At 63.1% G+C, this 24,266-nt stretch carries 24 protein-coding genes; 8 read left to right on the top strand and 16 right to left on the bottom strand.

What is annotated here, in order from left to right; genetic code table 11:
- Positions 1-17: 17 nt before the first annotated feature.
- Entirely contained in the window at positions 18-794 is a 777-nt protein-coding gene (locus tag KIT10_13920; protein MCW5900359.1) for a biotin--[acetyl-CoA-carboxylase] ligase, read from the bottom strand.
- 67 nt (positions 795-861) lie between these two features.
- Here KIT10_13920 and rsfS point away from each other — a divergent pair, with 67 nt between their 5' ends.
- Genes rsfS through KIT10_13890 form a run of 6 tightly spaced genes read left to right on the top strand, consistent with a single transcriptional unit; the run spans position 862 to position 5,469 of the window.
- A complete protein-coding gene (gene rsfS / locus KIT10_13915) occupies positions 862-1,236 on the top strand; it encodes a ribosome silencing factor (protein ID MCW5900358.1) in 375 nt (124 codons plus the stop codon).
- A gap of 20 nt (positions 1,237-1,256) precedes the next feature.
- The gene (gene ftsH, locus KIT10_13910; protein ID MCW5900357.1) at positions 1,257-3,254 is read left to right on the top strand and encodes an ATP-dependent zinc metalloprotease FtsH; all 1,998 of its coding nucleotides are present in this window, start codon (positions 1,257-1,259) and stop codon (positions 3,252-3,254) included.
- A gap of 27 nt (positions 3,255-3,281) precedes the next feature.
- Entirely contained in the window at positions 3,282-3,491 is a 210-nt protein-coding gene (locus KIT10_13905; GenBank protein ID MCW5900356.1) for a DUF2007 domain-containing protein, read from the top strand.
- Positions 3,488-4,285, top strand: coding sequence for a phosphatidate cytidylyltransferase (locus KIT10_13900; protein MCW5900355.1), 798 nt, complete (start codon positions 3,488-3,490; stop codon positions 4,283-4,285). Before KIT10_13905 ends, KIT10_13900 begins: the two co-directional genes overlap by 4 nt.
- 43 nt (positions 4,286-4,328) lie before the next feature.
- On the top strand, positions 4,329-4,991 hold the full coding sequence (locus KIT10_13895; protein MCW5900354.1) for a phosphatidylserine decarboxylase family protein: 663 nt from the start codon (positions 4,329-4,331) through the stop codon (positions 4,989-4,991).
- Positions 4,992-5,022: 31 nt separating this feature from the next.
- Complete coding sequence (locus KIT10_13890) at positions 5,023-5,469, top strand: hypothetical protein (protein MCW5900353.1); 447 nt, start codon at positions 5,023-5,025, stop codon at positions 5,467-5,469.
- Here the strand turns inward: KIT10_13890 and KIT10_13885 are convergent, their stop codons facing one another.
- The 12 genes from KIT10_13885 to KIT10_13830 form a co-directional block, all read right to left on the bottom strand.
- Positions 5,470-6,165 carry a YjjG family noncanonical pyrimidine nucleotidase gene (locus KIT10_13885; protein MCW5900352.1) on the bottom strand — a complete coding sequence of 232 codons (696 nt, stop codon included), beginning with the start codon at positions 6,163-6,165 and terminating at the stop codon, positions 5,470-5,472.
- On the bottom strand, positions 6,162-6,605 hold the full coding sequence (locus KIT10_13880; protein MCW5900351.1) for a hypothetical protein: 444 nt from the start codon (positions 6,603-6,605) through the stop codon (positions 6,162-6,164). Before KIT10_13880 ends, KIT10_13885 begins: the two co-directional genes overlap by 4 nt.
- Before the next feature lie 4 nt (positions 6,606-6,609).
- A complete protein-coding gene (gene upp, locus KIT10_13875; GenBank protein ID MCW5900350.1) occupies positions 6,610-7,260 on the bottom strand; it encodes a uracil phosphoribosyltransferase in 651 nt (216 codons plus the stop codon).
- Positions 7,261-7,268: 8 nt separating this feature from the next.
- Positions 7,269-8,171 (bottom strand): hypothetical protein, encoded by a 903-nt coding sequence (locus KIT10_13870; GenBank protein ID MCW5900349.1) that lies wholly within the window; start codon positions 8,169-8,171, stop codon positions 7,269-7,271.
- On the bottom strand, positions 8,168-9,487 hold the full coding sequence (locus tag KIT10_13865; GenBank protein ID MCW5900348.1) for a polysaccharide deacetylase family protein: 1,320 nt from the start codon (positions 9,485-9,487) through the stop codon (positions 8,168-8,170). The genes KIT10_13870 and KIT10_13865 overlap by 4 nt, the downstream gene beginning before the upstream one ends.
- A gap of 33 nt (positions 9,488-9,520) precedes the next feature.
- Positions 9,521-10,669 carry a UDP-N-acetylglucosamine 2-epimerase (non-hydrolyzing) gene (gene wecB, locus KIT10_13860; GenBank protein MCW5900347.1) on the bottom strand — a complete coding sequence of 383 codons (1,149 nt, stop codon included), beginning with the start codon at positions 10,667-10,669 and terminating at the stop codon, positions 9,521-9,523.
- A complete protein-coding gene (gene radC, locus KIT10_13855; GenBank protein MCW5900346.1) occupies positions 10,670-11,377 on the bottom strand; it encodes a DNA repair protein RadC in 708 nt (235 codons plus the stop codon).
- 61 nt (positions 11,378-11,438) lie between these two features.
- Entirely contained in the window at positions 11,439-11,693 is a 255-nt protein-coding gene (gene rpsT, locus KIT10_13850; protein MCW5900345.1) for a 30S ribosomal protein S20, read from the bottom strand.
- A 95-nt stretch (positions 11,694-11,788) separates the two neighbouring features.
- Complete coding sequence (locus KIT10_13845; GenBank protein ID MCW5900344.1) at positions 11,789-12,931, bottom strand: exopolysaccharide biosynthesis polyprenyl glycosylphosphotransferase; 1,143 nt, start codon at positions 12,929-12,931, stop codon at positions 11,789-11,791.
- Between the two features lie 265 nt (positions 12,932-13,196).
- Positions 13,197-13,961, bottom strand: a complete 765-nt coding sequence (locus KIT10_13840) for a WecB/TagA/CpsF family glycosyltransferase (GenBank protein ID MCW5900343.1) — start codon at positions 13,959-13,961, stop codon at positions 13,197-13,199.
- Positions 13,958-14,980, bottom strand: coding sequence for an NAD(P)-dependent oxidoreductase (locus KIT10_13835; protein ID MCW5900342.1), 1,023 nt, complete (start codon positions 14,978-14,980; stop codon positions 13,958-13,960). The genes KIT10_13840 and KIT10_13835 overlap by 4 nt, the downstream gene beginning before the upstream one ends.
- 2 nt (positions 14,981-14,982) lie before the next feature.
- Positions 14,983-16,116, bottom strand: a complete 1,134-nt coding sequence (locus KIT10_13830; GenBank protein MCW5900341.1) for a glycosyltransferase family 4 protein — start codon at positions 16,114-16,116, stop codon at positions 14,983-14,985.
- Positions 16,117-16,297: 181 nt separating this feature from the next.
- Between KIT10_13830 and KIT10_13825 the strand changes: the two genes are divergently transcribed.
- Entirely contained in the window at positions 16,298-19,042 is a 2,745-nt protein-coding gene (locus KIT10_13825) for a right-handed parallel beta-helix repeat-containing protein (GenBank protein MCW5900340.1), read from the top strand.
- A gap of 99 nt (positions 19,043-19,141) precedes the next feature.
- Positions 19,142-20,290, top strand: a complete 1,149-nt coding sequence (locus KIT10_13820) for a glycosyltransferase family 4 protein (GenBank protein MCW5900339.1) — start codon at positions 19,142-19,144, stop codon at positions 20,288-20,290.
- A gap of 10 nt (positions 20,291-20,300) precedes the next feature.
- Here the strand turns inward: KIT10_13820 and KIT10_13815 are convergent, their stop codons facing one another.
- The 3 genes from KIT10_13815 to KIT10_13805 are packed head-to-tail and all read right to left on the bottom strand — an operon-like array spanning position 20,301 to position 24,264.
- On the bottom strand, positions 20,301-21,605 hold the full coding sequence (locus KIT10_13815; protein MCW5900338.1) for an O-antigen ligase family protein: 1,305 nt from the start codon (positions 21,603-21,605) through the stop codon (positions 20,301-20,303).
- A 59-nt stretch (positions 21,606-21,664) separates the two neighbouring features.
- Positions 21,665-22,948, bottom strand: a complete 1,284-nt coding sequence (locus KIT10_13810) for a hypothetical protein (GenBank protein ID MCW5900337.1) — start codon at positions 22,946-22,948, stop codon at positions 21,665-21,667.
- The gene (locus tag KIT10_13805) at positions 22,945-24,264 is read right to left on the bottom strand and encodes a flippase (GenBank protein MCW5900336.1); all 1,320 of its coding nucleotides are present in this window, start codon (positions 24,262-24,264) and stop codon (positions 22,945-22,947) included. Before KIT10_13805 ends, KIT10_13810 begins: the two co-directional genes overlap by 4 nt.
- Between the last annotated feature and the right edge of the window lie 2 nt (positions 24,265-24,266).

Here is a 24,266-nt window from a genome sequence, read left to right as displayed (position 1 = left end):
GGCAAAAGTAGACCTTTTCAGGGAACGGCCATTCCCCCCTGAAAAGGCGCGAAGCGGAGGCGGTCCAGACCGTGGGCCCTGACGCTCCCGTCCGGATGCTCCACCAGCAGCCTGCCCAGGCCGTCCACATCCATGGGGCGCAGGCTGGCGGGCTGCCCGTCCAGCAGCATGTCCGCCCAGCGGCCCCTGGCCCAAAGCCTTTCGGCATAGTCCGCCCGAAGCCGGGCCGGGGCCTCCTTTCCTTGGGCATACCGCCGCCTCAGGTGCTCCATCAATTGCCCGAACACGGCCATGCGATCGAGGGTCCCTCCGGTTTCCAGGCACATGCTTGTGGCGTGCAGGCCGGCGTCCAGGTCGCGGCTGTTCACATTCAGCCCGATACCCACGATGGACTGTCCCACCCGATCGCCGATGAGTTCATTCTCGATGAGGATGCCCGCCACCTTCCGCCGCTCCACCAGCACATCGTTGGGCCATTTGATCCGCACCGCCCCGGGCACATGCCCCACCAGGGTGTCATGCACGGCCAGTGCCGCCACTTGCGCGATGATGAACTGTTCATCGGCGCGCATGTCCTGCGGCCGCAGCAGCAGGCTGAAGGTCAGGTCCAGTCCCGCGGCGGAGATCCACTGCCGGCCACGCTGGCCGCGCCCGGCGGTCTGCTCATGGGCCAGCAGCACGGCCCCATGCGGCAGCTCGGAGCGGACCGCCATGCCCGCGATCGTCCTGTTGGTGCTTTCCACCGAAGGCAACTCGATGAGCGTGACACCGATGGCTTGTGACAGGCGGTCCATGGGGCGGATGGTCCCGGGGAAGGCCGGAAGGTATCTTGCTACCTTTGAACCGAACAAGCACGACCTGATGAGCAAGGCACGGGGCGCCATGTCCGCCCGTACGGTGGATGCGATCGTGGAAGGCATCCAGGAGGTCAAGGGAAAGGACATCGTGGTGTTGGACCTGCGCGAAGTGCCGAACACCGTATGCGACCAGTTCATCATCTGTCATGGCGAATCGGCCACCCAGGTGGAGGCCATCACGCGCTCGGTGTTGGAAACCCTGCGCGAACGCACGGGCGAGAAGCCCAGGCATGTGGAAGGCGAGCGCAACGCCGAATGGGTGCTGATCGACCTGGTGGACACGGTGGTGCACATCTTCCACCGGGACAAGCGCGCGCATTACGCCCTGGAGGACCTGTGGGGCGATGCCACGCGGAGGGTCTATGAGAACGTGGCCTGAGGGCCGATAAGGAACACGCGGTGGAGCACAACGAGGAAAGGAACGAGAACAAGGAGCGCCCGAAACGCTCCTTCAATTTCTATTGGATCTATGGGATCATCATCCTGGTGATCCTGTCGATCAACCTGTTCAACTACTCGGGCGGGATGGTGCCGATCGACCCCACCGAGTACCAGAAGATGCTGGAGGCTGGCGACGTGGACCGCATCACGGTGGTGAACGACCAGATCGTGAAGGTGCACATCAAGCGCGATCGCCTGGAGAAGCGTGAGCATGCGGACCGGATCAAGGGTTCGCCCATTTCGGGGCCCAATGTGCAGGGGCCGCACTACGTGTTCAACATCGGCTCCGGCAACATGCTGAAGGACCGCCTGGTGGAGGGCGCCGAGACGCACAACGTGGCCTACCGTTTCGAGACACAGGACAACTGGGGCCGCGAGATCCTCAATTGGGTGCTCTTTTTCGGCATCATGATCGCCATCTGGATCTTCGTCATGCGCCGCATCGGTGGCGGTGCCGGACCCGGCGGGCAGATCTTCAACATCGGGAAGAGCCGCGCACAGGTCTTCGAGGCCGGCAAGAGTACCAACGTCACCTTCAACGATGTGGCCGGCCTGGCCGAGGCCAAGGAGGAGCTCCAGGAGATCGTGGACTTCCTGAAGACACCGAAGAAGTACACGGACCTCGGCGCAAAGATCCCCAAGGGCGCGCTGCTGGTGGGTCCGCCGGGCACGGGCAAAACGCTGCTGGCCAAAGCCATCGCCGGCGAGGCCAACGTGCCCTTCTTCAGCCTCAGCGGATCGGACTTCGTGGAGATGTTCGTGGGGGTGGGCGCCAGCCGCGTACGCGACCTCTTCAAGCAGGCCAAGGAGAAGGCCCCCAGCATCATCTTCATCGACGAGATCGACGCCATCGGACGCGCACGTGGCCGCAGCGTGAGCATGGGCGCCAACGATGAGCGCGAGAACACGCTCAACCAGTTGCTCACCGAGATGGACGGCTTCGGCACCAACACCGGGGTGATCATCCTGGGCGCCACCAACCGGGCCGACGTGCTGGACCGCGCGCTGATGCGGCCGGGCCGCTTCGACCGCCAGATCTACGTGGACATGCCCGACCTCAACGAGCGCATGGCCATTTTCAAGGTGCACCTGAAGCCGCTGAAACTCGACACGCGCTCGGTGGATGTGGAATTCCTGGCCAAACAGACCCCGGGCTTCAGCGGTGCCGACATCGCCAACATCTGCAACGAGGCCGCACTGATCGCCGCGCGCCGCAAGAAGAACGCGATCGACCGGCAGGATTTCCTTGACGCCGTGGACCGCGTGATCGGTGGGCTGGAGAAGAAAAACAAGATCATCACCGACGAGGAGAAGCGCGCCATCGCCTACCATGAGGCCGGACATGCCACCATCAGCTGGTTGGTGGAGCACGCCTCGCCGCTGGTGAAGGTCACCATCGTGCCGCGCGGCCGCTCGCTGGGTGCCGCCTGGTACCTGCCCGATGAGCGCCACCTGACCACCGCCGAACAGATGCTCGATGAGATCTGTGCCGCGCTGGGTGGGCGTGCCGCCGAGGACGTGATGTACGGCAAGGTGAGCACCGGCGCCCTCAGCGATCTGGAAAAGGTGACCAAGCAGGCCTACGCCATGGTGACCATGTTCGGCCTGAACGAGCGCCTGGGCAATGTGAGCTATTACGACAGCTCCGGGCAGAACGAATACGCCTTCGGCAAGCCTTACAGCGAAGAGACCGCGCGCGTGATCGACGAGGAGGTGAGCAAGATCATCGAGGGGCAATACACGCGTGCCAAACGCATCCTCTCGGACAACAAGGACAAGCTCACCGCGCTGGCCACGCAATTGCTGGAGAAGGAGGTCATCTTCAAGGAGGACCTGGAGAAGATCTTCGGCGTGCGCCCCTTCGTGAAGGCCGAGCCCGCGTCCTCCAACAATGGTGGCGGCACCCAGGAGGAGCGGCCCGTGGAGCGCGAGGACAGCGCTGCCGGCACGGCCTGATCACCGCCCAACGACTGCACTTCCGCCATGGGCGACTGGAAAGCGATCTACAGCGCCAGTGGCCCGCAGGAGGCGCAATTGGTGAAGGGCCTGTTGGAAACCCATGGCATCGCCGCGGTGGTGTTGGACCAGGTGGCCTCGCCCTATCCGCCCATGGGTGAAGCCGTGGTACTGGTGCGGCCCGAGGATGTGGTGCGCGCCCTGTACCTTGTGCGCAAACACCAGCAGGTCGAATGAATCTAGCGATCCGCGCCCTCACCGGTGCGGTCTACGTGGCGCTCACTTTGGGCGCGGCCTGGGCTGGTCCGGTCACCACCTGCCTGCTTTTCCTTCCCGCCTGCGCCATCGCCGCCGCCGAATACCATCACCTGCATTGGCGCACGGGCGGGCCACGCATGGAGCTGACGGTGGGGCTGTCCGGCATCGTGTACCTGTGCGTATCCGTGGTGGCCGTGCACCCCGACTGGAACTTCGCCAATGCCCTGCTCCTCGCCATGGGCGTGATGTGTATCGCCGTATTGGCGATCCTCACTTCGCAACGTGAAAGCGCGGTGGCCGGACTCGGTGCGATACTGGCCCATGTGTTCTACATCGCCATCCCATTCGCGCTGCTGCCCCTGCTGGCGGCCATGGGCTTCAAGACATTCGCCGGCTTCATGTTCCTGCTTTGGGCGGGCGACACCGGCGCCTACCTCGTGGGCAAGAGCATCGGGCGCACCAAATTGATGCCCGCCGTCTCCCCAGGCAAGACCATGGAAGGGGCGGTAGGCGGACTGGTCGCTGCGCTGTTGGTGGCCGTTTGGCTGGGTTCCTGGACCGGCAGCCTGGGCCTTGCCGCCTGGATGGCGCTGGCGGTGATCATCACGGCCACAAGCCTGCTGGGCGACCTGCTGGAATCGGCGTTGAAACGCGCTGCGGGTGTGAAGGACTCGGGCACGATCCTGCCTGGCCACGGTGGCATGCTGGACCGTTTCGATGGGCTGCTGCTCGCCGCACCGGCGGCCATGCTCTTCCTGCTGGCCCGCGCTTGACGGCTGGAACGCCCGGCTATCTTTGGGCCGCTCGTCTACGCCCATGCGCCTGCACCGCGAAGGGACTCCCACCCTGCTCCTCGTCACCGCACTGGTCTGTTTCGCCCTGTTCGCAATGTGGCAATGGCCCGTGTTGCCCAAGGTCGTCATCATCGCGGTCACCATCGCATTGCTCGCCGTCCTGGGCCTGGTATTCCATTTCTTCCGGGTGCCCAAACGGACCCCTTTGCTGGACGATGGCCAGGTGATGGCTCCCGCCGATGGCAAGGTGGTGGCGATCGAAGAGGTGGAGGAACTGGAGTACTTCGGCGACCGCCGCAGGCAGGTGAGCATCTTCATGTCGCCGTTGAACGTGCATGTGAACTGGTATCCCGTCAAGGGCACCACGTCATACTTCAAGTATCACCCGGGCAAATATCTGGTGGCCTGGCACCCGAAGAGCAGCACCGAGAACGAGCGCAGCACCGTGGTTGTGCAGCACCCCAGGCATGGCGAAGTGCTCTTCCGGCAGATCGCGGGAGCACTGGCCCGGCGCATCTGCACCTACAGCCGTGAAGGGGAGACCGTTGCTCAAGGCGGCGAGTTCGGCTTCATCAAGTTCGGGTCGCGCGTGGACGTGTTCCTCCCCCTTGATGCGGAAGTGACCGTGAGCATCGGACAAAAGGTCACCGGCACCTCCACGGCGATCGCACGATTCAGGAATTGACCCCATGCGACCAGCGAACATCCCCTGCCTCTTGTTCATCTCACTCCTGGCGGCTTGTGGCGGAAGCGACACCGGTGCTGCGACGGAAGGGAACAACAAGCCATCATCGCCACGCACCGGTCCATTCGAGGGCCTCTCCACGCGTTATGATGGCTACTACAAGTCGGAGGCCGCCGACATCGTCTACCTCATCCGGCTGTTCCCGGAAGGCAACGCGGTGTTGATCAATGGAGTGCGGCAGATCGAGGATGAGCTGCCGGGGAACCTGGTGCGCGATGCGGTGCCCGACCCGGACCGTGGCCACTACAACGTGATGGTGGACGTGCGCAACGACAGCCTCTTCTTCGTGACCACACCACGCCGCGGCGAGATCTCCTACAGCGGCAACATCACGCCCGAGGGAGACCTGAGCCTGTTGCGTCAAAGCCATATCACCGGCAAGCGGCAGGTGATGGTCTACCGCTTCATTCCGGACTGATCAGCACAGGATCGCGCGCAGCTCGTGCATGTCGCGTATGCGGTAGGTGGCCAGGGGGTCCGGTTCGGTCTCCGCCGCGAAATGCGCATGGTCCAGACCCGATCCACGCGCGCCGGCCATGTCGGCTTCGCGGTCATCGCCCACCATCAGACTCTCCTGCGCTTCGGCGCCGGCATCGTGCAGCGCCTTGGCGAAGATGCGCGGGTCGGGTTTGCGGGCGCCCGCGCGCTCGCTGGTGATGACGGCCCCGAAGAGATGCGCGATGCCACTCGCGGTGAGCTTGGTGCGCTGCACCTCATCGAAGCCATTGGTGATGATGTGCAGACCGTGCGTGGGCCGCAGTTCGTGCAACAGTTCCAGCGCGCCGGGCATGAGCGCGGTGCGCAATGGGCATCGCTCCAGATAAGCACGCCCTAGTCGCACCGCCAGTTTCTCATCGCGTATGCCGAATGCGCGCAGCGTGTTGGTGAAGCGCAGCACGCGCAGCACATCGCGGTGCAACCGTCCGCGCTCGTAGCGGCCCCATAGCACGGTGTTCACCTCCTCGTAAGTGGCGATGAATGCTTCCAAATCCGTGACGCCCATGGCTCGCAGTCCCTCGTCCCGATGGAGTTCTTCCAACGTCGCGCGCGAGTTGGTGCGGAAGTCCCACAGGGTGTGGTCCAGATCGAAGAAGATGTGCCGGTAGCGCCTCACCTCGCGAAGGTCCAGAATCCACTGAGTAGGATGGCCCAGGCGAGCACGGATACCAGCAGCATGGGCAGGGTGCGACGGTCGTCCCGGTAGTACTTGGCGGCGATGATGGACCCGATGGGAATGGAGAGGATGGCCGGTGTGATCGCCGCCAGGCCACCGAGTCCGCGCCGCTTCACGCGCACGATCATGCGGTTGGTGCGGGTGAACGAGCGCTTGCGGGCGGCACCGGCCAGTTCGCGCGCGACGCGCTTCCGCCGGGCGCGCTCCATCAGCCAGCCGCTGGCGCCATAGAACAACAGCACGCCGCAGCAGCCGCCCAGGGCCGTGATCATCAGCGTATCCAGGAAGCCATAGCCAAGCTGGTAGGCCAGCAGAGGCGAAAAGGCGAACTTGACCATGCTGGTGACCAGGATGGAGAAGATCTCCGCGATGGCGCCCATGGCTTCAGGCTTTCTCGCCGTAGGCCAGGTCGCCGGCATCGCCCAGGCCGGGGACGATATAGGCCTGCGCGGTCATCTCCTCGTCGATGGCACCGACCCAGAAACGCGTGCCGGGCGGCAGGTGCAGACGGGCATAGGCGAGCCCCTCGGCACTGGCGATGGCGGACACCACATGCAATTCGCGCGGCTTGCCCATGCGCAGCAAGGCCTTGTATACAAGCACCATGCTCTGCCCCGTGGCGAGCATGGGGTCGCACAACACCAGCACACGGTCCTCCAAGCTCGGGCTGGAGAGGTACTCCACCTCGATGTCGAACTCATCCGTGCCTTTGCGGTGCTTGCGGTAGGCGCTGATGAAGGCGTTGTCCGCCCGGTCGAACACGTTCAACATGCCCTGGTGCATGGGCAGGCCGGCACGGAGGATGGTGCTGAGAACGGGTTGCTCGGCAAGGAGCTGCACGCGGGCGATGCCCAATGGCGTGGTCACTTCCTGTTCCGAGAACGGCATGGTGCGGCTCAGTTCCAAAGCCAGTGCTTCGCCCAGCCTCTCCAGGTTGCGGCGGAAACGCATGGGATCCTTCTGCACCGCCACATCACGCAACTCGGCGAGGAAGTGGTTGGCCACGCTGGGCCTTTTCACCAGTTCGAATACCATGGGCATCGTCACTTGAGCCACCGCAGGGGCCACGGCAGTCTGTTCATCACCGCGCGAAGGTAGGGCGCATCCACCGCCCCGAACCCTGCATTGAAGCGCGCCACAGATGGCGTCATCGATCCGGCGAAGTCGAGCAGCATCCCTGTGCCCGCATGCCGTGCGAGGCGGTCGTCCACGATGCGGAACATGGCGCGTGCGGCCAGACCCCTTTCCGTGTTGGCCGATTTCAGCAGGATGCACCGCCCCTGCCATTCGGCGAAGCAGGCCGCGGCCACGGGACCCTGCGCATCGCTGAGCGCCACGATCTCGCATTGGCCAAAGTCTACACCCGCTTGCATGACATGTGTGAAAGCATCGAATCCTTTCAGCGAGGAAGGCCCATATCGGGCGCCCGTGGTGGCCCGGAACAATTGGGCGAACGCGGCAACCGGCATGGCCGTGATGCGCATCGATCCATCCGCGGCGCGCAGATTGCGCCGATGGCCCTGCGCGTAGGCCGCGCGCAACTCCCCGATCGGACGATCCAAGGCAAGGACCTGGTTTGTCCGCTGCTCGAAGGTGAAGTCCGGTACCCGCTGGTCCACCCCGACGATGTTCAAGTGGATATCCGCGTAGCGGTATGGCTTCGGTATGGCGCGCAGAAAATGGGCATGGTCCGCAGCTGAAGGTGCGGGCGAGAACACACCGAGTTGTTGCAGGCCCAGCGGCTGGAAGAGGTAGCGGATGCCCCACTTGGTGCGGCAGGTCAACGGCATGATCGTGCCATTGTCCTCGTCCACCAAGGCTTCCCAACCTGGGCAAGCGAGATCAAGCACCCAACTTTGCGCGTACCACAGGCGATCGGCGCAACGCATCAGCAGCGCGTCCCACTGGTCCTTGTCGATATCACCGTGCCGCAGGTGATGGGTCATGGGCGCGCTTCTTCAATGATGCGGTGTATGGCCGCCCGCCATCCAGCGAGCGTGGGATCGTCGCCGAGATAGGCCTCGTGGTACAGACCTACGAAGCTGCCCGACACGGCCCGCACGCGGTCCACCACATGGCGCACCTGGTCCACCGCCGCGTCCGGTGCCAGGCCCATCTTGCGGTGCAGCGCGTCGTCCATCACGGCGAAAGGATGGACCATCAGTTCGGTGGCGCACTCCTGCTGCAGATCGTACCAGCGGTAAGGTGTGCAGGTGCCGGCACGAAAACCGATCCGATCGTGCAGGCCCATGCTGTGGTCCTCGCGAATGCCGGCCTTCTCCAACTCGCGGTAGGTGAACGGGATCCGCATGCGGAGGAAATGTTGCCGGCCCACATGGACCGGCAGCCCGATGGCGGCGGCAAGCGCCTGGATGTCACGTCCGATGTGCTCCACGATCTCGCTGCTGTCATAGCCGGGATGGACACCCACCTCGGCCCAGTTGGAGAGGCCGATCAACCGCTGCCGATAGTGCTTGTTGCGGACCGGCACCGCATGGTCCATGGGTCCTGGTGGTGCGCTCAGTGCGAAGAAGATGGTGCGTTGCGCATGGCGGGGCAGCACCCGGGCAAGCTCCGCATACACGTCATAGGGATCGCGCATCCTGCCAGCAAGGACCCGGATCCGTTCCGCCACGGCCCTTCGATCGCCACTTCCGGCATCACGCAAAAGACCCGCGACTTGGCGCCACCAGGGTCTCCCGAGGTATTTGAATCCGCGGTCCAGATCGATGGTGCAGGTCTGTGTGTACCGGCGCTTCACCAGCAGCAGACCCGGATCGGCGGCCCGCCATGCTTCGACCAGGCGCGCGGCCCATTCATCCACCACGGGCCGCTCGAGGTGTCCATGGCGTGCGGCATGCAAACCAGTGGTGACCGGCCGGCCATGCGAGTCGGACTCCATACCGGCGACTTCCTCATACCGGGTCCACATGTAGAAAGCCGCTGCGAAGGGGTCGAATGGAAGGGCGCCGCCTTCCACCGGGAACATGGTCGGCAACCCATGGTGGACGGTGACCTTCGGTTCCAGGGGGCGAACGCCCTCCTCCTGCAACAGACCCGCAGGCGTGACCCGGAAGGCACCGGGAACTTCCGCTTCACCATAGCTCAGTTTCGCACCATCAGCCGTGGCGCACGATGCGGGATCGGTATGCTGCACGACCTCCAGACCAAGCACACCTCCGAGCAGCTCACGCACAGCATACACGGCCCGCGGCGCAGGTTTCTCGATGTACACATGGACCCTGGGTTTCTCGGTGGCCATCCTGTTCGGGCCAAGGTAGGCGGCGTGTACCGGTCAACCGACGAGCACCTGGCTGATGCGCTCCGCCGCATGGCCGTCGCCATACAACGCGGGGGCCCCGCCCCATGGTGCGGCGAGAAATGCGCCCACGGCCGTCAGGATCCGCTCCGGATCGGCGTCCGCCAGACGCGCCTGGCCATGCTCCACCAGTTCCACCCATTCGGTCTCGGCGCGCAGCACCACCACGGGTTTCCCGAAGAAGAAGGCCTCCTTCTGTACGCCACCCGAATCGGTGAGCACCAGCCTGGCACCGCGCTCCAGCGCCACCATGTCAAGAAATCCGACCGGCGGGACCAGCTGCAGCGCTTTGCTCGCCTTCAAGCTGCGCCACCACGCCCCGTTGTCCAAGGTTTCCAACCGGTCCTTCGTGCGCGGATGAAGGGGCAGTACCACGGGAAGCCCATGCGTCGCATGCACGGCGACCAGCGCCTCCATGATGGCCTTCAACCTGACCGGATCGTCCGTGTTGTGCGCACGGTGTACCGTGGCCAGGAAGAACCCCTCGCGCTCCAATCCGAGTTCCTTCAAAAGGGTGCTGCGTTGATCCGCGATCCCGGCGAAGTACAGGCTGTTGTCGTACATCACATCGCCAACAAGCAGCACAGCGGGATGATCGGCATTGGGCACACCCTTCCGGTCGCTGTTGAAGCCCTCCTTGACCAGGTTGTCCACAGCGGCCGGTGTCGGGCAGAAAAGCCAGGTTGAACAGTGGTCGCACACGATGCGGTTCACCTCCTCGGGCATGGACTTGTCGAAGGAGCGAAGGCCCGCTTCCACATGCGCCAGCGGCACATGCGCCTTGGCCGCCACCAGCGATGCGGCGAGTGTGCTGTTCGTGTCACCGTACACCAGCATCAGATCGGGCCTCACCTTGTCCAAGGCCTGCTCAATGCCTTCCAGCATGCGCGCGGTCTGCGCCCCATGGTTGCCCGACCCCACACCCAGCTGGATCCGCGGATCGGGAATTCCAAGCTCCCTGAAGAACACCCGCGACATGCTGTCATCATAGTGCTGGCCGGTGTGCAGGATGGTCTCGGCCAAACGCGAAGCACCCGCAGCGGCGAAAGCCCTGCTGACGGCCGCGGCCTTGATGATCTGCGGGCGGGCGCCCACCACCGTGAGAATGCGCAGAGGACCCGCCATCTACATCATGCCGTTGTCGGCGAAGCTGAAGTAACCGGTGGAGGTGACGATCAGGTGGTCCTGCACGGTGATATCCAACAGCCGGCCACCGTCCGTGAGTTTGCGGGTGAGTTTGATATCCTCCTCGCTGGGGCGCAATTGGCCGCTGGGGTGGTTGTGGCATAGGATCACCGATGAGGCCCGATGGTCCAGCGCTTTCTTGAAAATGACCTTCGGGTCGGCCACGGTGCCATGGATGCCTCCCTGGCTCACGCGTTGGTCGCCGATGAGCCGATTGCCCCGGTCCATCATCAACAGCCAGAACTCCTCATGCGCCAGATCGGCAAGGCGATGGCGGATCGCTTCGAGGGCATGTTGGCTGGTGGCGATCAGCGGGCGCTCCTTCGGACCTGTGGCCCTTTGGCGCCGGCCCAATTCCAGAGCCGCCACGATGCTGATGGCTTTCGCCTCCCCCAGCCCCTTGTATCGTGTGAGATCGGCCACACCTGCACGGCCCAGGGTGTTGAGGTCATCGCCCAGGTCGCCCAACAGGCGCTTGGCCAGGTCCAAGGCACTTTCCCGCTGACTGCCGCTGCGGATGAGGATGGCGATCAACTCGGCGTTGGAAAGCGCTCCGGCGCCCAGGGTCATGAGCTTCTCGCGGGGCCTGTCATCCTCGGCCCATTCCCGTATGCTTCGCCGGCTTTCCGGTGCCTCCTGTTCGCTCATGGGCTGGAAAAAGAACAGGTCCCCCGATGGAGGACCTGTCCAAGGTAAGCCACGTGCGGGATCACTTCAGCCCGCTGACGTGTTTCTGGATGGACGACTTGAGGTTGGCGGCCTTGTTGCGGTGGATGATGTTCCGCTTGGCGAGCTTGTCCAGCATGGAGGACACCTCCGGGAGGAGCTTCTCCGCCTCCTTCTTGTCCTCGGTGCCGCGCAGCTTGCGCAAGGCGTTCCGCGTGGTCTTGTGCTGGTAGCGGTTCAACTCGTTGCGGGTCTCCGTCTGGCGGATCCGCTTGAGTGCTGACTTGTGATTGGCCATCGTGTTTTTCGGTCTTGCCCCCTGGCGAGGGGCCGCAAATATAGCGGTCTTGCCTTCCCGAAGAACCGGTTGGGTGAAAAGACCGGGGGAGAAGCTCAATAGGCGTTGGGGTCCTTGCCGAACATCCGGGTCACGGTGAGCACCACGATCCGCAGGTCAAGCCAGAAGGACCAGTTCTCCAGGTACCAGACATCAAGTTCCACCCGGCGTTCCATAAGTTCAGGGGTGCGCGTTTCGCCGCGCAGGCCGTTCACCTGGGCCCAACCGGTGATACCCGGGCGCACAAAGTGGCGTACCATGTATTTGTCGATGATGTCCCGATACTGGTCGTTCAGCTTCAAGGGGTGCGGACGGGGACCCACCACGCTCATGTGGCCCAGCAGCACATTGAAGAACTGGGGCATCTCGTCCAGGTTGCTCTTGCGCAGGAACCTGCCCACGCGGGTCACGCGGGGGTCGTCCTTGGTGGCCTGCTTGCTGTCGGCCTCCTTGTTCATGCGCATGCTGCGGAACTTCCAGCAGGTGAAGGGCTTGTTGTCCCGGCCGAGGCGGGATTGTTTGAAGAAGACCGGGCCGGAGCTGGAAAGCTTCACCAACAGGGCCAGCAAGGGGAAAAGCCAAGTGAACACCAGCACGATGACGGCCGTGGAGAAGACCAGGTCGAAGGCCCGCTTGAGGATGCGGCCGGAGACCCTCTCCAAGGGTTCGCGGCGCAACTTGCTCACCGGCACGGCTCCATGGAACTCCAGGTCGCTGGTCTTCACCACAGGAATGAAGCTCTCCGCACTGGGGATGACCCGGAAGCGGATGGTATTGCGCTCGCAGAATTCCATCAGGTCGGTGATCTCCTGGCGGCGCGTGCCCGGCAGCGCGCAATACAGGATGTCGATGCGGTTCTGCAATGCGAAGGCTTTGGCTGCCTGGATGTCACCCACGCGGCGTTCGCCCAAGGGGCCCTCCAATGGCCGGTCGGAGAAAATGCCCCGGAAGCGGTAGCCGCGCACGGTCTGGTCCTCGCAATACTGGAAGATCTCTTCGGCCGCCGGGCCTTCGCCCACGATGACCAGGTCCTTGACCGAGGTGAGTGGTTCGAGCGTAAGCACCTTGTTGAGGCCGGTCTGCACGTGCTGAAGCGAAAAGCGGCTCGCGCGAAGCAGGTTGCCAAGGTCGTTGGCCAACTCCGTGCGCGCATTGCGCTCGGTACCAAGATCGGGAGTAAGCGTAGTGGTCTTGTCCATGCGGAGGTTGGGCGGACCGCCGATGGATCGACCACCGACAGGGCGCAAAGCTATCGGACCACTCAACCCCTGTCAAGTTCGTCGGACAAAATCATTCTTTCGTCGATGTTGATAACCGGTTCATCTCCATGCCAAGGCCTGGACATGGTGCCACGGTCCAGGTTCTCAAACAACTGGATATCAGAAGATTGCACTGACCATGGTCATTCGCGTGGCAATGGAAAGACCTGTTGATATTCGTCGAACCCTATCGCGGTTCCGTCGATCACTTCCGCCTGGACCTGCCTCTCAGGAGTGCGCCCACCAACATGGCGATGAAGCGCGTATTGGTGATGAGGTAGCGTTTCCAAAGCCTTCCGGGCTCCAAAGCCAGGCGATAAAGCCATTCCAAAGAGAGGTCGCGCATCCAACGCGGGGCGCGGGAATCGATGCCAGCGTAGAGTAGAAAGGCACCACCCAGGCCGACGCTCACAGCCGGGAAACGACCCTGCATTTGAGCCATCCAGCGTTCCTGCTTGGGGCACCCGAGCGACACGAGGACCAGCCCCGCGCCTGAGTCGGCGATGCGCCGGGCATCCGCATCGAACGCCATTTCCGCGAATGGTTTGAACGGCGGTGCGTAGGTGCCCACGATCCGGATCCCCACGAACTCCTGCCGCGCACGCGCTACGATCATGGCCAATGTTTCGGCAGCTCCCCCATAGAGGAACACCCCGACCCCCATGCGCGCCGCCTCGGCCAGCAAGGCTGGCATCAGGTCGTTGCCAGCCACCCGATCCTGCCGGATGCCGTGCAGGAGTTTCAAGCTGCGTACGATGGGCATACCATCAGGCGTGGCCATCCCTGCGGCGTTCACCACGGCAGCGAATCCGGGGTCACGAGCCTCCATGGCCATGTGGACATTCACGCAACACACGTAAGACGGGTTTCCTGCCGCAGCCTGGTCCATGATCCTAGCCACCTGCTCTTGGAAAGTACCCGTGGTCACGTCCACCGTGAGTACCCGGCGCTTGGGGAGTGTCCGGATCATGCCCGCTCGCTATCCGTGTTGATGCGCTTGGCCACACGATGCGGAGGTACGGCCACACCATGGCTCACCTCGTCGTACCAGCGGACCATTTCCTTCACACCGGCTTCGATCGACCAAGGTGCCTCACCGAAAGCCTCGATGGTGCGGTCCATGGGTGTGATGTAGTCGCTGGTCATGCTGCGGAAACGTCCACTGTTGATGGGGAATGGAAGGTGAAGGGCCTTCATCGCATCACCGAACAGCGCTGTGGCCTTGACGAACCAGGCCGGGATGTAGCGCACCGTCCGCCCGGTAAGCTCGCGCGATACGGTCTCCACCCAGGTCTTCAGATCGAAAGGCGGGTCGCCGACATAGAAGACCCTGCCATCCACCGCGCTTCTTTCAGCCAACAGCATGCGCTCGATCTGCCACACCACGTTGCCCACGTATCCGTAGGATCGGATCACGCGCTGGCGGCCTGGATGGAAATAGAGACCCTTGCGCATCACTTTGAACATCACATCCCGGTAGCGCAAGGACCAGGGTCCCCAGATGGTGGTGGGGCGGATGATGGTCCAGGCACAGGATAGTCCGGCATCACGCGTGACCAGTTCCGTGAGGCGCTTCGATTCCCCATATACCGTGAATGGCTTGAAGTCGAGGTCGTCCTTGGGCTGGTAGCCCGCCTCGCAGACGAATTGCGTACTGGTGACGATGACGCGTTCCACCGCAGTGCTGTTGCGCACCGCTTCCAGCAGGATGCGGGTGCCCTCATGGTTCTGCACATAGGCTTCCACATCGGTCTTCTCGTCCGTGTCCGTCCGGGCGGCCAGGTGGACCACATGGGTGGGCCTGAAGTCATTGAAGGCGTTCTCCAGCCCAGCACGATCCATGATGTCCACTTCGCGCCACCAAGCCTGGTGGGACCTGTCCAGGGGTTGTGCCCAATCGAGATTCAGCAGCGGGACGCCTTGGTCGATGAAACGCGCCATCAGGTTGGTACCGATGAAGCCTGAACCGCCCGTGACCAACAACCGCATGCTCATCGATCGTATATGCCAGCTTGAAGAAGTTCGTGTTCCATGGCTTGGTGGAAGGCTTCCAACGTGAAGCGCTTTTCAAAGATGCGCCGGCCTTCATCACCCAAGGCACGGCGGAGTCGCGGATCACGGCACAGCCGCAGCAGCGCATCGGCCAGGGCCTGGGCGTCGCTTACCGGCACCAGGATGCCGTTGCGCCCATCCTCCACCACCGAGGGGATGCCGCGCCATCGGGTGGCGACCACGGGTTTGGCGAAGCTCATGGCCTCCACGAGCACCAGGCCGAAGCTTTCGGACTCGAAGAACGAGGGGAAACAGAAGATGTCGCAGTTGGCAAAAAAGTGGTCCTTGTCCGTGCCATGCTTCACCCCCAGGATCTCCACACGATCCGCGATGCCCTGTTGCCGCATCTGGTCCAGGCATCGCCGCTCGAATGCCGCATCGCCCCAGCGTCCCATGAGTTGGAGACGTGCATCCACCCCCCTGGCGACAAGCCGGGTGAAAGCATCCAACAGCACTTCCACACCCTTGCTGGGGATCAATACGCCGGTGAAGAGGATGGTGATGGTCCCGCCCTCCACGGCTGAATGTTCCTCCACGCTGCCACGCCGGTCGGGCACCCCATTGGGCACCACCACACTGCGCCGGGCACCGAAGCGCTGCCCATCGTCAGGATTCTGAGGTGCGGTGCGTATGGCCAATGTGGGACGAGCATAGGCCAGGCGGGCCAGCCCACGCCAAAGGCCGGGCATGCTGCCGATGTGATCCGCTACACCGCTCGCATGGAAGTGGAACACCGTGCGCCGGAAGAGCCAGCGTGTGGCCAGCAGCAGCGCGATATCGCGAAGCACGGGAACGCGACCCGGACCGGCAGGCGGGTAGTAGAGCACCCTTGGCCTGTGCACGATCCGTGCCCACCAGACCTTGAGGATGGTGACCAACAGCACCCACAGTTTGCGCCAAGCGAACCGGCCCACGCTGTCCATATCCTCGGAGAAGGCCATCCGGACATGGTAGAGCCGGATGGTGCTGTATCGGCCATCCAGGAGGTGCTGGATCATCATGGCCTGGCCGCCGAAGGGTGGCGGGGTCTGACCCACGACGAGCACCCGCAGGGGACCGGTCTTGTTGCGCACGGCGCGAAAGTACCCGGCATCGCGGGCCCACCCCGATAGGGACGGCCCACCCCTTCAACAGACCGGCGTGGAAGCGCGCCAGGGCCAGAAACCCGATCCATCGGGTGAAAAGGGCCGATCGTCGAATGTTCGGAACATGCTGGAGCAGGCTTCGGTTCAACGCGGCAAACGAACCTGTACCATGGGCCGATCGATACTCCGCAAGCTGCTGCCGCTCACCGTCATCCTTTGGCCCTCGCTGGCCGGCGCGGTGACCTATTACGTATCGCCCAACGGCAACGACGCCAACAACGGCACCTCGCAGAACACCCCCTGGCAAACGCTCCAGCGGGCGCAACAGGTGACCCAGGGGATGCAGCCCGGTGACAAGATCATGTTCCAGCGCGGGGGGGTCTACCCCGGCATCCTGCACCTGAACGCCAACGGTACTGCCAACAACCCGATCGTCTTCGGCGCCTATGGCACGGGCGAGAACCCGGTGATCTCCGGCGGCTACCCAGTGGCGAACTGGGTGCAGCACCAGGGAAACATCTGGCGGGCCACGCTCACCACTGCGCCCAAGTATGTCATCGTGAATGGACAGCCTCTCACGCTGGCGCGCTTCCCCAACAGCGGCTGGCTCCGCAACGCGCAGGGCACCAACACGCAGATCTCCAATCCGGCCCAGTTGGACCAGCCCAACGGCCAATGGAACGGCGCGCAGATCGTCATCCGCACCAGCAACTGGTCCTACGAAAAGGCCAACATCAACAACCACAGCAACGGCACGCTCTACATCTCGCAGATCGGCCTCAACCCCGGCACGCACGACTGGGGCTTCTTCATCCAGAACAGCCTGGCCGCCCTTGACGCGCCAGGCGAATGGTACCATGACGCCGCCACCAACCAATTGTACGTGTGGCTGCCGGGCAACGCCAATCCCAACAGCGCGCAGGTGCTCGCCTCCACGGTGAACCACGGCTTCGTGCCCGGCTGGCAGCGCCAGCACATCCGTATCGAGAACATGACCTTCCAGGGGCAGACCGCCGCGGGCATCAGCACGGAGGTGGCCCACCATGTGGTGGTGACCAACTGCACCTTCCGCTATTGCTACAAGGCCGTTTCCAGCAGCGGCAGCAACAACCAGTACATCAACAATACCATCCACGACACCTACGCCACGGCCATCAGCATTTATGGCGAGCCCAACACCCTCGTGGCCAACAATACGTTGACGGACATCGCGATCGTGCCCGGCCAGGGCGAGGATGGCTGGGGCTATTTCGGTATCGTCATCTCCGGCAATGGCCACGTTGTGCGTGACAACCGCTTGGAGAACATCGGGTACCTGGGCATCGGCACCACCAACAACGGCCTGGTGGAACGCAACGTGGTGCGCCGTGCCACCTCCATCCTCAACGACGGGGCCGCCATCACCTTCGACAATGCGGACGGTGTGATCGTGCGCGACAACATCGTGGATGAGATGGTGTGCGACCTGGAAAGCGTGGCCACCCAGCACTACGCCTACTACAGGATAGGCTTCGGCATCTACTTCGGCAACACCTACATCGTGAACACCACCGTGGAGCGCAACGTGGTGACGCGCTGCGACGGGGCGGGCATCCATGTGGACCACACCATGCTCTCGGCGGGCAACATCATCCGCAACAACGTGCTCTTCGACAACGCGGTGCAACTGAGCCTCTCCGACTATTCCAACAACAACGGCCCGGGCTCCACCCCGCCCTTCCACGTGCCCGCCTACAACACCATCTACTCGGGCAATGTGATGTTCAGCGTGCGGCCAGAGCAGCTGTGCATGCGCCAGTTCAACGTGTACTCGCCCAATGATGTGGACTTCGGCACCTTCAGCAACAACCGCTTCTTCCATCCCTACGACGAACTGAGCATCATGGTGCGCTACTTCGCCACGGGCGAGCACCGCCGATACACCTTGGAGCGCTGGCAGCAGGAGCGCGGCGAGGACGTCGGGTCCACGCGGAGCCAGCAACGGCTGTCACCCTACGCCGTACAGCAGGTCATCGGCAATGAGCTGATCACCAACGGCCATTTCACCCAGAACGTGAACGGCTGGACCGGTTGGCCCACACAGGCCCAGGTGACGCAGGACCACACCTTCCTGGACAATGGTGCCATGAAGGTGCATTTCGCCGACAACAGCAGCTACGACATCTTCTTCCTGCACCAGCAGAACATGGTGCCGTTGATCGATGGTGAATTCTACCGCTTGCGTCTCAGCATCCAATCCACCGCGCACGGCAAGTTGAAGAATGAGGTGAAGGGTGAATCGCAGATGACCGGTCCCTACGCCTTCTTCAACAAGGAACTGCCCTTCAGCAATGAACGCCGCGACCTGGAGATCTTCTTCCAAAGCGACCGTACCGAAGGCGCCCGTGTACAATTCATCAACCACTACACGGAACCCACCTACTGGCTGGACAACGTGAGCCTGCAGCGCGTGCAGGTGCAACCGATCGACCCCTACGAGCGGCACATCCTGCTCTTCAATGAGACCACCAACCTCCAGAACTTCCCATTGGACGGCTGCTGGAGCGATGTGAACGGCACCACCTACAGCAACAGCATCGCCCTGCAACCCTTCACCGGCATCGTGCTGATCCAGGAGGACGATGTCGTATGCGGCATTTCCACCGGTGCGGAGGATACTCCCGGCGCCAATGTCCTGTTCCATGTGCATCCGAATCCCGTGAAGGCCGGCACTGAGTTGCGCTTCGGCCGACCCATGGAGCATGCCGCCATGGCCCAACTGTTCGATGCCGCCGGACGTGAAGCCTGGAGGGGCATGGTATCCGCCGGTGGTCAGGGTCTCATCGTGGAGGGATCACTGATGAGCGGCTTGTACCACTTGGTGATGCATGAAGGTCCGCTGTCGCACCGCGCGAGGATCATGGTGGAACAATAGGAAAACACATATCCCTGCCAGGGACCGTTACAGGCGATGGAATCGCGACGAATGGGGGGCACCTACATTTGACCTGACACCAGGTACGTCCAGACCGGCATGCACATCGCGTTCGTCACCTTCACGGGGCTGCGCTCCGAAGGGAGTTGGCCCGCCACGGCGGCGAGCATGGCCAAAGGGCTGGAGGCCTACGGCCATCGGGTCACGCGCATCCAGCCGGAACCCATCAGCAACCAGGGCTATTGGCGTGTGCGGAAAGCCATCAACATGGTACTGGGCAAGCAGTTCCAGACCGAACGCCAGGAAAGTGTCGTGCAGGAATTGTGCGAGTCGGTCTCCGCGCAGCTGAAGGGACTGGACCCGGACCTGGTGCTGGCTTCCAGTTCGCTGCCCGTGCCCTACCTGCGGACCAACGCGCCCATCGCCTTCTGGACCGATGCCACCTTCGCCGGGATGATCGGGTTCTATCCGGAATTTTCACGGCTTGCCCGCGAGACCATCCGGAACGGCATGGAGCTCGAAGCCAAAGCTCTTCGCAAGGCCGATCTGGCCTTCTATTCCTCGGAATGGGCGGCGCGGTCGGCCATTGAACGGCACGGTGCCGATCCAGCGAAGACGCATGTGGTCCCCTTCGGACCGAACCTGGACCAGATACCGGAGCACGGGGACGTGATGCGGGCCATCACGGAGCGGCGGCGCGATCGCTGCCGGCTGCTCTACATCGGCTACGATTGGGAACGCAAACAGGGCGATCTGGTGGTGCGGATCCACCGCGAGTTGCGGAAGCGGGGCGTACCTTCACAACTGGTCATCATCGGCACTGAACCGAAGCTGACCGGGGACCTGGACGGCATCAAGGTGGAGGGTCTGTTGAACAAGGATGATCCGGCGCACCTGGCCACCATACTGGAAGCCTTGCACGGCTCCCATTTCCTGGTGGTGCCTTCCAAGGCGGAATGCTATGGCATGGTGTACGCTGAGGCCGCCACATATGGCCTTCCCAGTGTCGCGCTCAACGTGGGAGGTGTGCCCACCGTGGTGCGTTCCGGGGTCAATGGTCAGATGTTCGAGATCGGCTCCACCGCGGGCGCCATGGCGGCCTGGATAGGCGACACCTGGTCCGACGCGGACCAGTATGTGGCATTGGCCCGGTCCACCCGGACGGACTATGAGCGGCGCCTGGCTTGGAGCGTGGTGATCGCCCAGCTCACGGGCATCGTTGAAACAAGGCGCTCGCGGGTGGCCTGAGCAGGCCGCATCAGGCACCTCCAACGGCCGGACCGGCGACCACGCCACCCTGCCTGGACGGTGCGGTGTCCACGGCGATGTAGGCGAGCATGCAGAAGAGTATCGGAATGCCGAAGTCCAGGCCATAGCAGAAGATGTCCACCTGCCAGATGAAGAGCAGGTAGACCACCGCCGCGAATAGCGGGGCTTCCTTGGTGTCGGCACGGAAGAATTTCCTGAAACGATCATAGGCGTACCACAGGCAAGTGCACATCAAGGCGAAGCCTGTGACACCCTGTGCCATGAGGATCTGCAGTGAGGAACTGTGCATGTGTATGAGCGCTGGTCTTTCCACACCCCACAACCTGGCGATGCGCTTCATGAAACCCAGGGCATGCTGCGCGTTGTAACCACCACCGAACAGGAGGCCACGTCGGTCGTTCACCAGCCAGTCCCACGCGGCGTACCAGATGTAGGAGCGACCGTTGAAGGTGGTCACATCCTCCTTGCTCACACGGGACAGGATGGCCTCGAAAATGGGCAGGGTGAGGACCTGGTAGATGAGCAGTGCGAAACTGAGTAGCAGCGGCAAGGTGAACAGCGAGATGGCATAGACGTACCTCGCCCGGCGCATCACGCGGGTGATGAACAGCACGGTGAGCACCAGGAAGACCAGGAAAGAAAGGCGGCTGTTCACATCGACCATCACCGCCGTATTCACCAGGAAGAAGGTGCCCAATACGGCGAAGGTGATGGGCTTGCGCAGGGGGTCGCGCAGATGGAACAGCAGCATCAGGTTGATGATGGAGAGCAGGTGCGCCGCGTCATAGATGCCCCGCATGAAGGGCAGGCTGATGCGGCCCGGGAAGCTGTGCACCAGGTTGCTCATGCCGGAGGCATAGCCCAGGAAGTTGATGCCGATGAGCAGCGACAGGCTCTTGAGCATGAGGCCCGCCATGTCGAATCGCGGGTCATCGAGATTGACGATGCGCACCACCACGGCGGCGTTGAAGGGGATCAGGATCATGATCGTCTGCCCCGTGGTGTTGATCAGATTGTAGCCCGGGAACCCGCGCAGCATGGCCACCCACATGCCGGCCGCCATGGATATCAGGAAGGCCAGCGCGATCCAGTAGATACGGTTCACCATCACGCGCGCCTGGCCCCGGTAGATGAGGTCGATGCCATGGATGGCCAGGATGAGGATGAAGGGCAGGGCCGAGAAGACCATCCCGGCGGTGAACGCCTGTTTCACCCCCAGGTAGAACCCGATGCCGTAGCACGGAAACCCCAGCAGGAACAGGGTGTTGATGAGCTTGCGCTTGGAGATCTGCAACGCTGCGCGGACTGCCGGTGTATGGTGCCAAGATAGCCCCCGCTCGGCAAGGGCGGGCTTCAGACGCCGGGGTCCTCCTCAGCGAATCCACCATGGACATGCGTACCACGGAAGTTCTCGAACTCCCGGAACATGGCCACCGCATGTCGGGCGATGTCTGACGGCCGGGCGAATTCATCCACGAAACGGTACAGGTAGGCCTGCATGCGATCGTGCCAGCGGACCGAGATGTCCTGCAGGATATTGCCATAGCGGTCATAGGGCAGGATCTCGATGCAACCGGCGGCATGGGCCGTGGGCAGCAGCATGTTGCTGCCATGCACGCCCACCACGAGCTGGCTGTCCGCATAGGCCTTCACCCAGGCACGCTCCGTGGTCTCGTCCATGCGGGTCACACGCATATCGCTGGCCAGGCCGTCCATGCCACCGGCGCGTCCCAGTCCCACCACGTTGAACCGTACTTCCGGGAGCCGCTTGCTGATGGCCCGCATCGTACGCTTCATCAGCCTGTCCTGCTGCCGCACGAACCAACGACCGGCCATGCCCTGTTTCATTCCCAGCCGATTCACAACGCGGTAGAGGTTCTTGTGCCATGGTGTGGCGAACCACAACCTGTCCTCGCGTGCCACGAAGGTGATCACCGGTGGCCGGCTATTGAACCCGTCCAAGCGGAAGGGCTCCACACCGGTGAAGCGTTCGATGCGGATGCTCCGGAACTCCGGATGGGCATAGGCACGGCCGAGCCAGGCCTGCTCGAAGCGCGGGAGCTGCTCCTTCACGAACGTGTCCATCGCACGGTACCACCCATGCATGCGCCCGAGTCCCAGGTCCACGGTCCATACTTCGGCGGTGCCCCTGGGCACCAGCCAGCGCAGGGCGCGCGGCACGATCACCACCAGACCCACATCGGGGTAGCGGCGCAGGTAGTGGTCAGCGTTGTACAGCTTCAGCAGCACATGGCCATAGAGGAAATCCAGAGTGTTCAGGATCACCACGCGCTTATGCTTCTGGAGTACCGTGCGTTCGATCCCCACCTCCATGTCGGATGGTGCCCTGCAAGCTTCCTTCACAGGATCCTCCAGCCACGACCACTTGGGATCGGGTGCGACCACTTCACCGGTGGACTCCAGGATGGTCACCGGGTGGCTCACCGCGAAACCCACGGGCAGATCACGCAGGAACGTTGAACCGCATGCGCCGCATCGCCTGCGCGCCATCACATGGACCCCCGGGTAGAACACCTCTTCAATGGACAAGCCGGGAGCGCCGCAGGTGGGACAGGCGGCCGCATCTTCGGGCGTGGGCCAAAGCGGCACCAGGTGGGGGTCGGTACCGTACTTCATCTGACGTTTCGGATGCGCCAGCAAGTAAGCATGCCCCACACCATCCAGCGCAGGTTGCGGCGGGTCTGGGGAAAGAGCAGGTCCATAAGGAAGATGCTCACCGTGAAGGAGCCGATGGTGGCCCAGATGGCTCCGATGGCCTTCAACGGCGGAATGAGGAACCAGTTCATGCCGATGTTGATGGCGGCGCCCACGAGGGCGGTCAGCAGGGAATACTTGAAGAGACTCTCATTGGTGATGAAACTCGCCTTGCCTACACCCATGTTGGTGAACAGCAGGCGGATGGCGAAGAGCGAAAGCAGGATGCCCGCCGGACGGAAGGCCTCGCCATAAAGGAACACCATGATGGGTTGGGCTGTGAAGTAGAGCGGAATGGCGGTGAGCAGGAAGAGCAGGAACATGAGGCGGTACTGGTTCAGCAGCCGCTCGCCATAAAGTTCGGAGCTCTGCACCTTGGCCCGTGTGATGGCCGGCGCCAGCGAACGCTGCACGATCACAGGAAGAAAGCCGAGCGCCTCGATCATCTTCAATGCGTTGGAGTATTGGCCCACCTCCTCGTTCGCGGCCTCCTCGCCCACCCTGCTGCGCAGCACATCGAAGATCATCACCTGGTCGATCTTGGCCTGCACGTATAGCGCCATGCCGTAGATCACCAGCGGCCAGGACTGCCCCAGCAGGTATCCGGCCATGCGTCTGCTGTACCGCCAGGCGCGCACCAGTTCGCCCGCGCGGGCGTACATCACCACATAGCCCACCGCCAGCACAGCGCTCTCCAGCACGTAAACCCAGGCGAACCAGACCAGTGGCGCATCCATCACCACCAGGGCCACCTTGGCGCCTGCGCTGACAAAGACCTGCGTCATCTGCACCACCACCGTGTCGCGCGAGCGCACGTGCGCCATGAAATACCAGTCGATCACCCCCAGGGGGCGGAGTATCTCAGATGCGGCGATGACGATCACCAAAGTGGCGGTGACCCCCTCCATGCCCCGTACCAGCGTGGCGAGGACGACCAGTAGCACCAGCAAGGAGGAGCCCGCCAATTTGATGACGGCCGCCGTTCCCAACAATTCATCGCGCCGGTGCGGACGTTTCACCAGGTCGCGCACCACGATCTCATCGAGGCCCATGGTGGTGAGCGCGAAGAACAGGCCCACGAAACCCGTGGCGTAGTTGAGCTGGCCGAAGAGCGCCGGACCCAGATAGCGCGCCACGAGGATGCCGGTGAGCAACACCACCACCAGTCGTACCATGCGCTCGGCGAAGAGCCAGGATGTGTTGGCGAGATACTTCCGGAACCCAGCGCTGCCCAGCATGC

The sequence above is a fragment of the Flavobacteriales bacterium genome, from assembly GCA_026129465.1.
Taxonomy (GTDB): Bacteria; Bacteroidota; Bacteroidia; order Flavobacteriales_F; family PHOS-HE28; genus PHOS-HE28.
The sequence above is the reverse complement of the archived record's forward strand: the minus strand, read 5'-3'. Positions and strand labels throughout refer to the sequence as shown.

Bases quoted from the DNA above. Each gene is read 5' to 3' on its own strand.
- KIT10_13900 (MCW5900355.1), top strand. From the start codon at position 3,488: ATGAATCTAGCGATCCGCGCCCTCACCGGTGCGGTCTACGTGGCGCTC.
- KIT10_13805 (MCW5900336.1), bottom strand. From the start codon at position 24,264: ATGCTGGGCAGCGCTGGGTTCCGGAAGTATCTCGCCAACACATCCTGG.
- KIT10_13845 (MCW5900344.1), bottom strand. From the start codon at position 12,931: ATGGACAAGACCACTACGCTTACTCCCGATCTTGGTACCGAGCGCAAT.
- KIT10_13810 (MCW5900337.1), bottom strand. From the start codon at position 22,948: ATGAAGTACGGTACCGACCCCCACCTGGTGCCGCTTTGGCCCACGCCC.
- KIT10_13880 (MCW5900351.1), bottom strand. From the start codon at position 6,605: ATGGGCGCCATCGCGGAGATCTTCTCCATCCTGGTCACCAGCATGGTC.
- KIT10_13895 (MCW5900354.1), top strand. From the start codon at position 4,329: ATGCGCCTGCACCGCGAAGGGACTCCCACCCTGCTCCTCGTCACCGCA.
- KIT10_13825 (MCW5900340.1), top strand. From the start codon at position 16,298: ATGGGCCGATCGATACTCCGCAAGCTGCTGCCGCTCACCGTCATCCTT.
- upp (MCW5900350.1), bottom strand. From the start codon at position 7,260: ATGGTATTCGAACTGGTGAAAAGGCCCAGCGTGGCCAACCACTTCCTC.
- KIT10_13840 (MCW5900343.1), bottom strand. From the start codon at position 13,961: ATGATCCGGACACTCCCCAAGCGCCGGGTACTCACGGTGGACGTGACC.
- KIT10_13870 (MCW5900349.1), bottom strand. From the start codon at position 8,171: ATGACCCATCACCTGCGGCACGGTGATATCGACAAGGACCAGTGGGAC.
- KIT10_13905 (MCW5900356.1), top strand. From the start codon at position 3,282: ATGGGCGACTGGAAAGCGATCTACAGCGCCAGTGGCCCGCAGGAGGCG.
- KIT10_13820 (MCW5900339.1), top strand. From the start codon at position 19,142: ATGCACATCGCGTTCGTCACCTTCACGGGGCTGCGCTCCGAAGGGAGT.
- rsfS (MCW5900358.1), top strand. From the start codon at position 862: ATGAGCAAGGCACGGGGCGCCATGTCCGCCCGTACGGTGGATGCGATC.
- rpsT (MCW5900345.1), bottom strand. From the start codon at position 11,693: ATGGCCAATCACAAGTCAGCACTCAAGCGGATCCGCCAGACGGAGACC.
- KIT10_13865 (MCW5900348.1), bottom strand. From the start codon at position 9,487: ATGGCCACCGAGAAACCCAGGGTCCATGTGTACATCGAGAAACCTGCG.
- wecB (MCW5900347.1), bottom strand. From the start codon at position 10,669: ATGGCGGGTCCTCTGCGCATTCTCACGGTGGTGGGCGCCCGCCCGCAG.
- KIT10_13920 (MCW5900359.1), bottom strand. From the start codon at position 794: ATGGACCGCCTGTCACAAGCCATCGGTGTCACGCTCATCGAGTTGCCT.
- KIT10_13835 (MCW5900342.1), bottom strand. From the start codon at position 14,980: ATGCGGTTGTTGGTCACGGGCGGTTCAGGCTTCATCGGTACCAACCTG.
- radC (MCW5900346.1), bottom strand. From the start codon at position 11,377: ATGAGCGAACAGGAGGCACCGGAAAGCCGGCGAAGCATACGGGAATGG.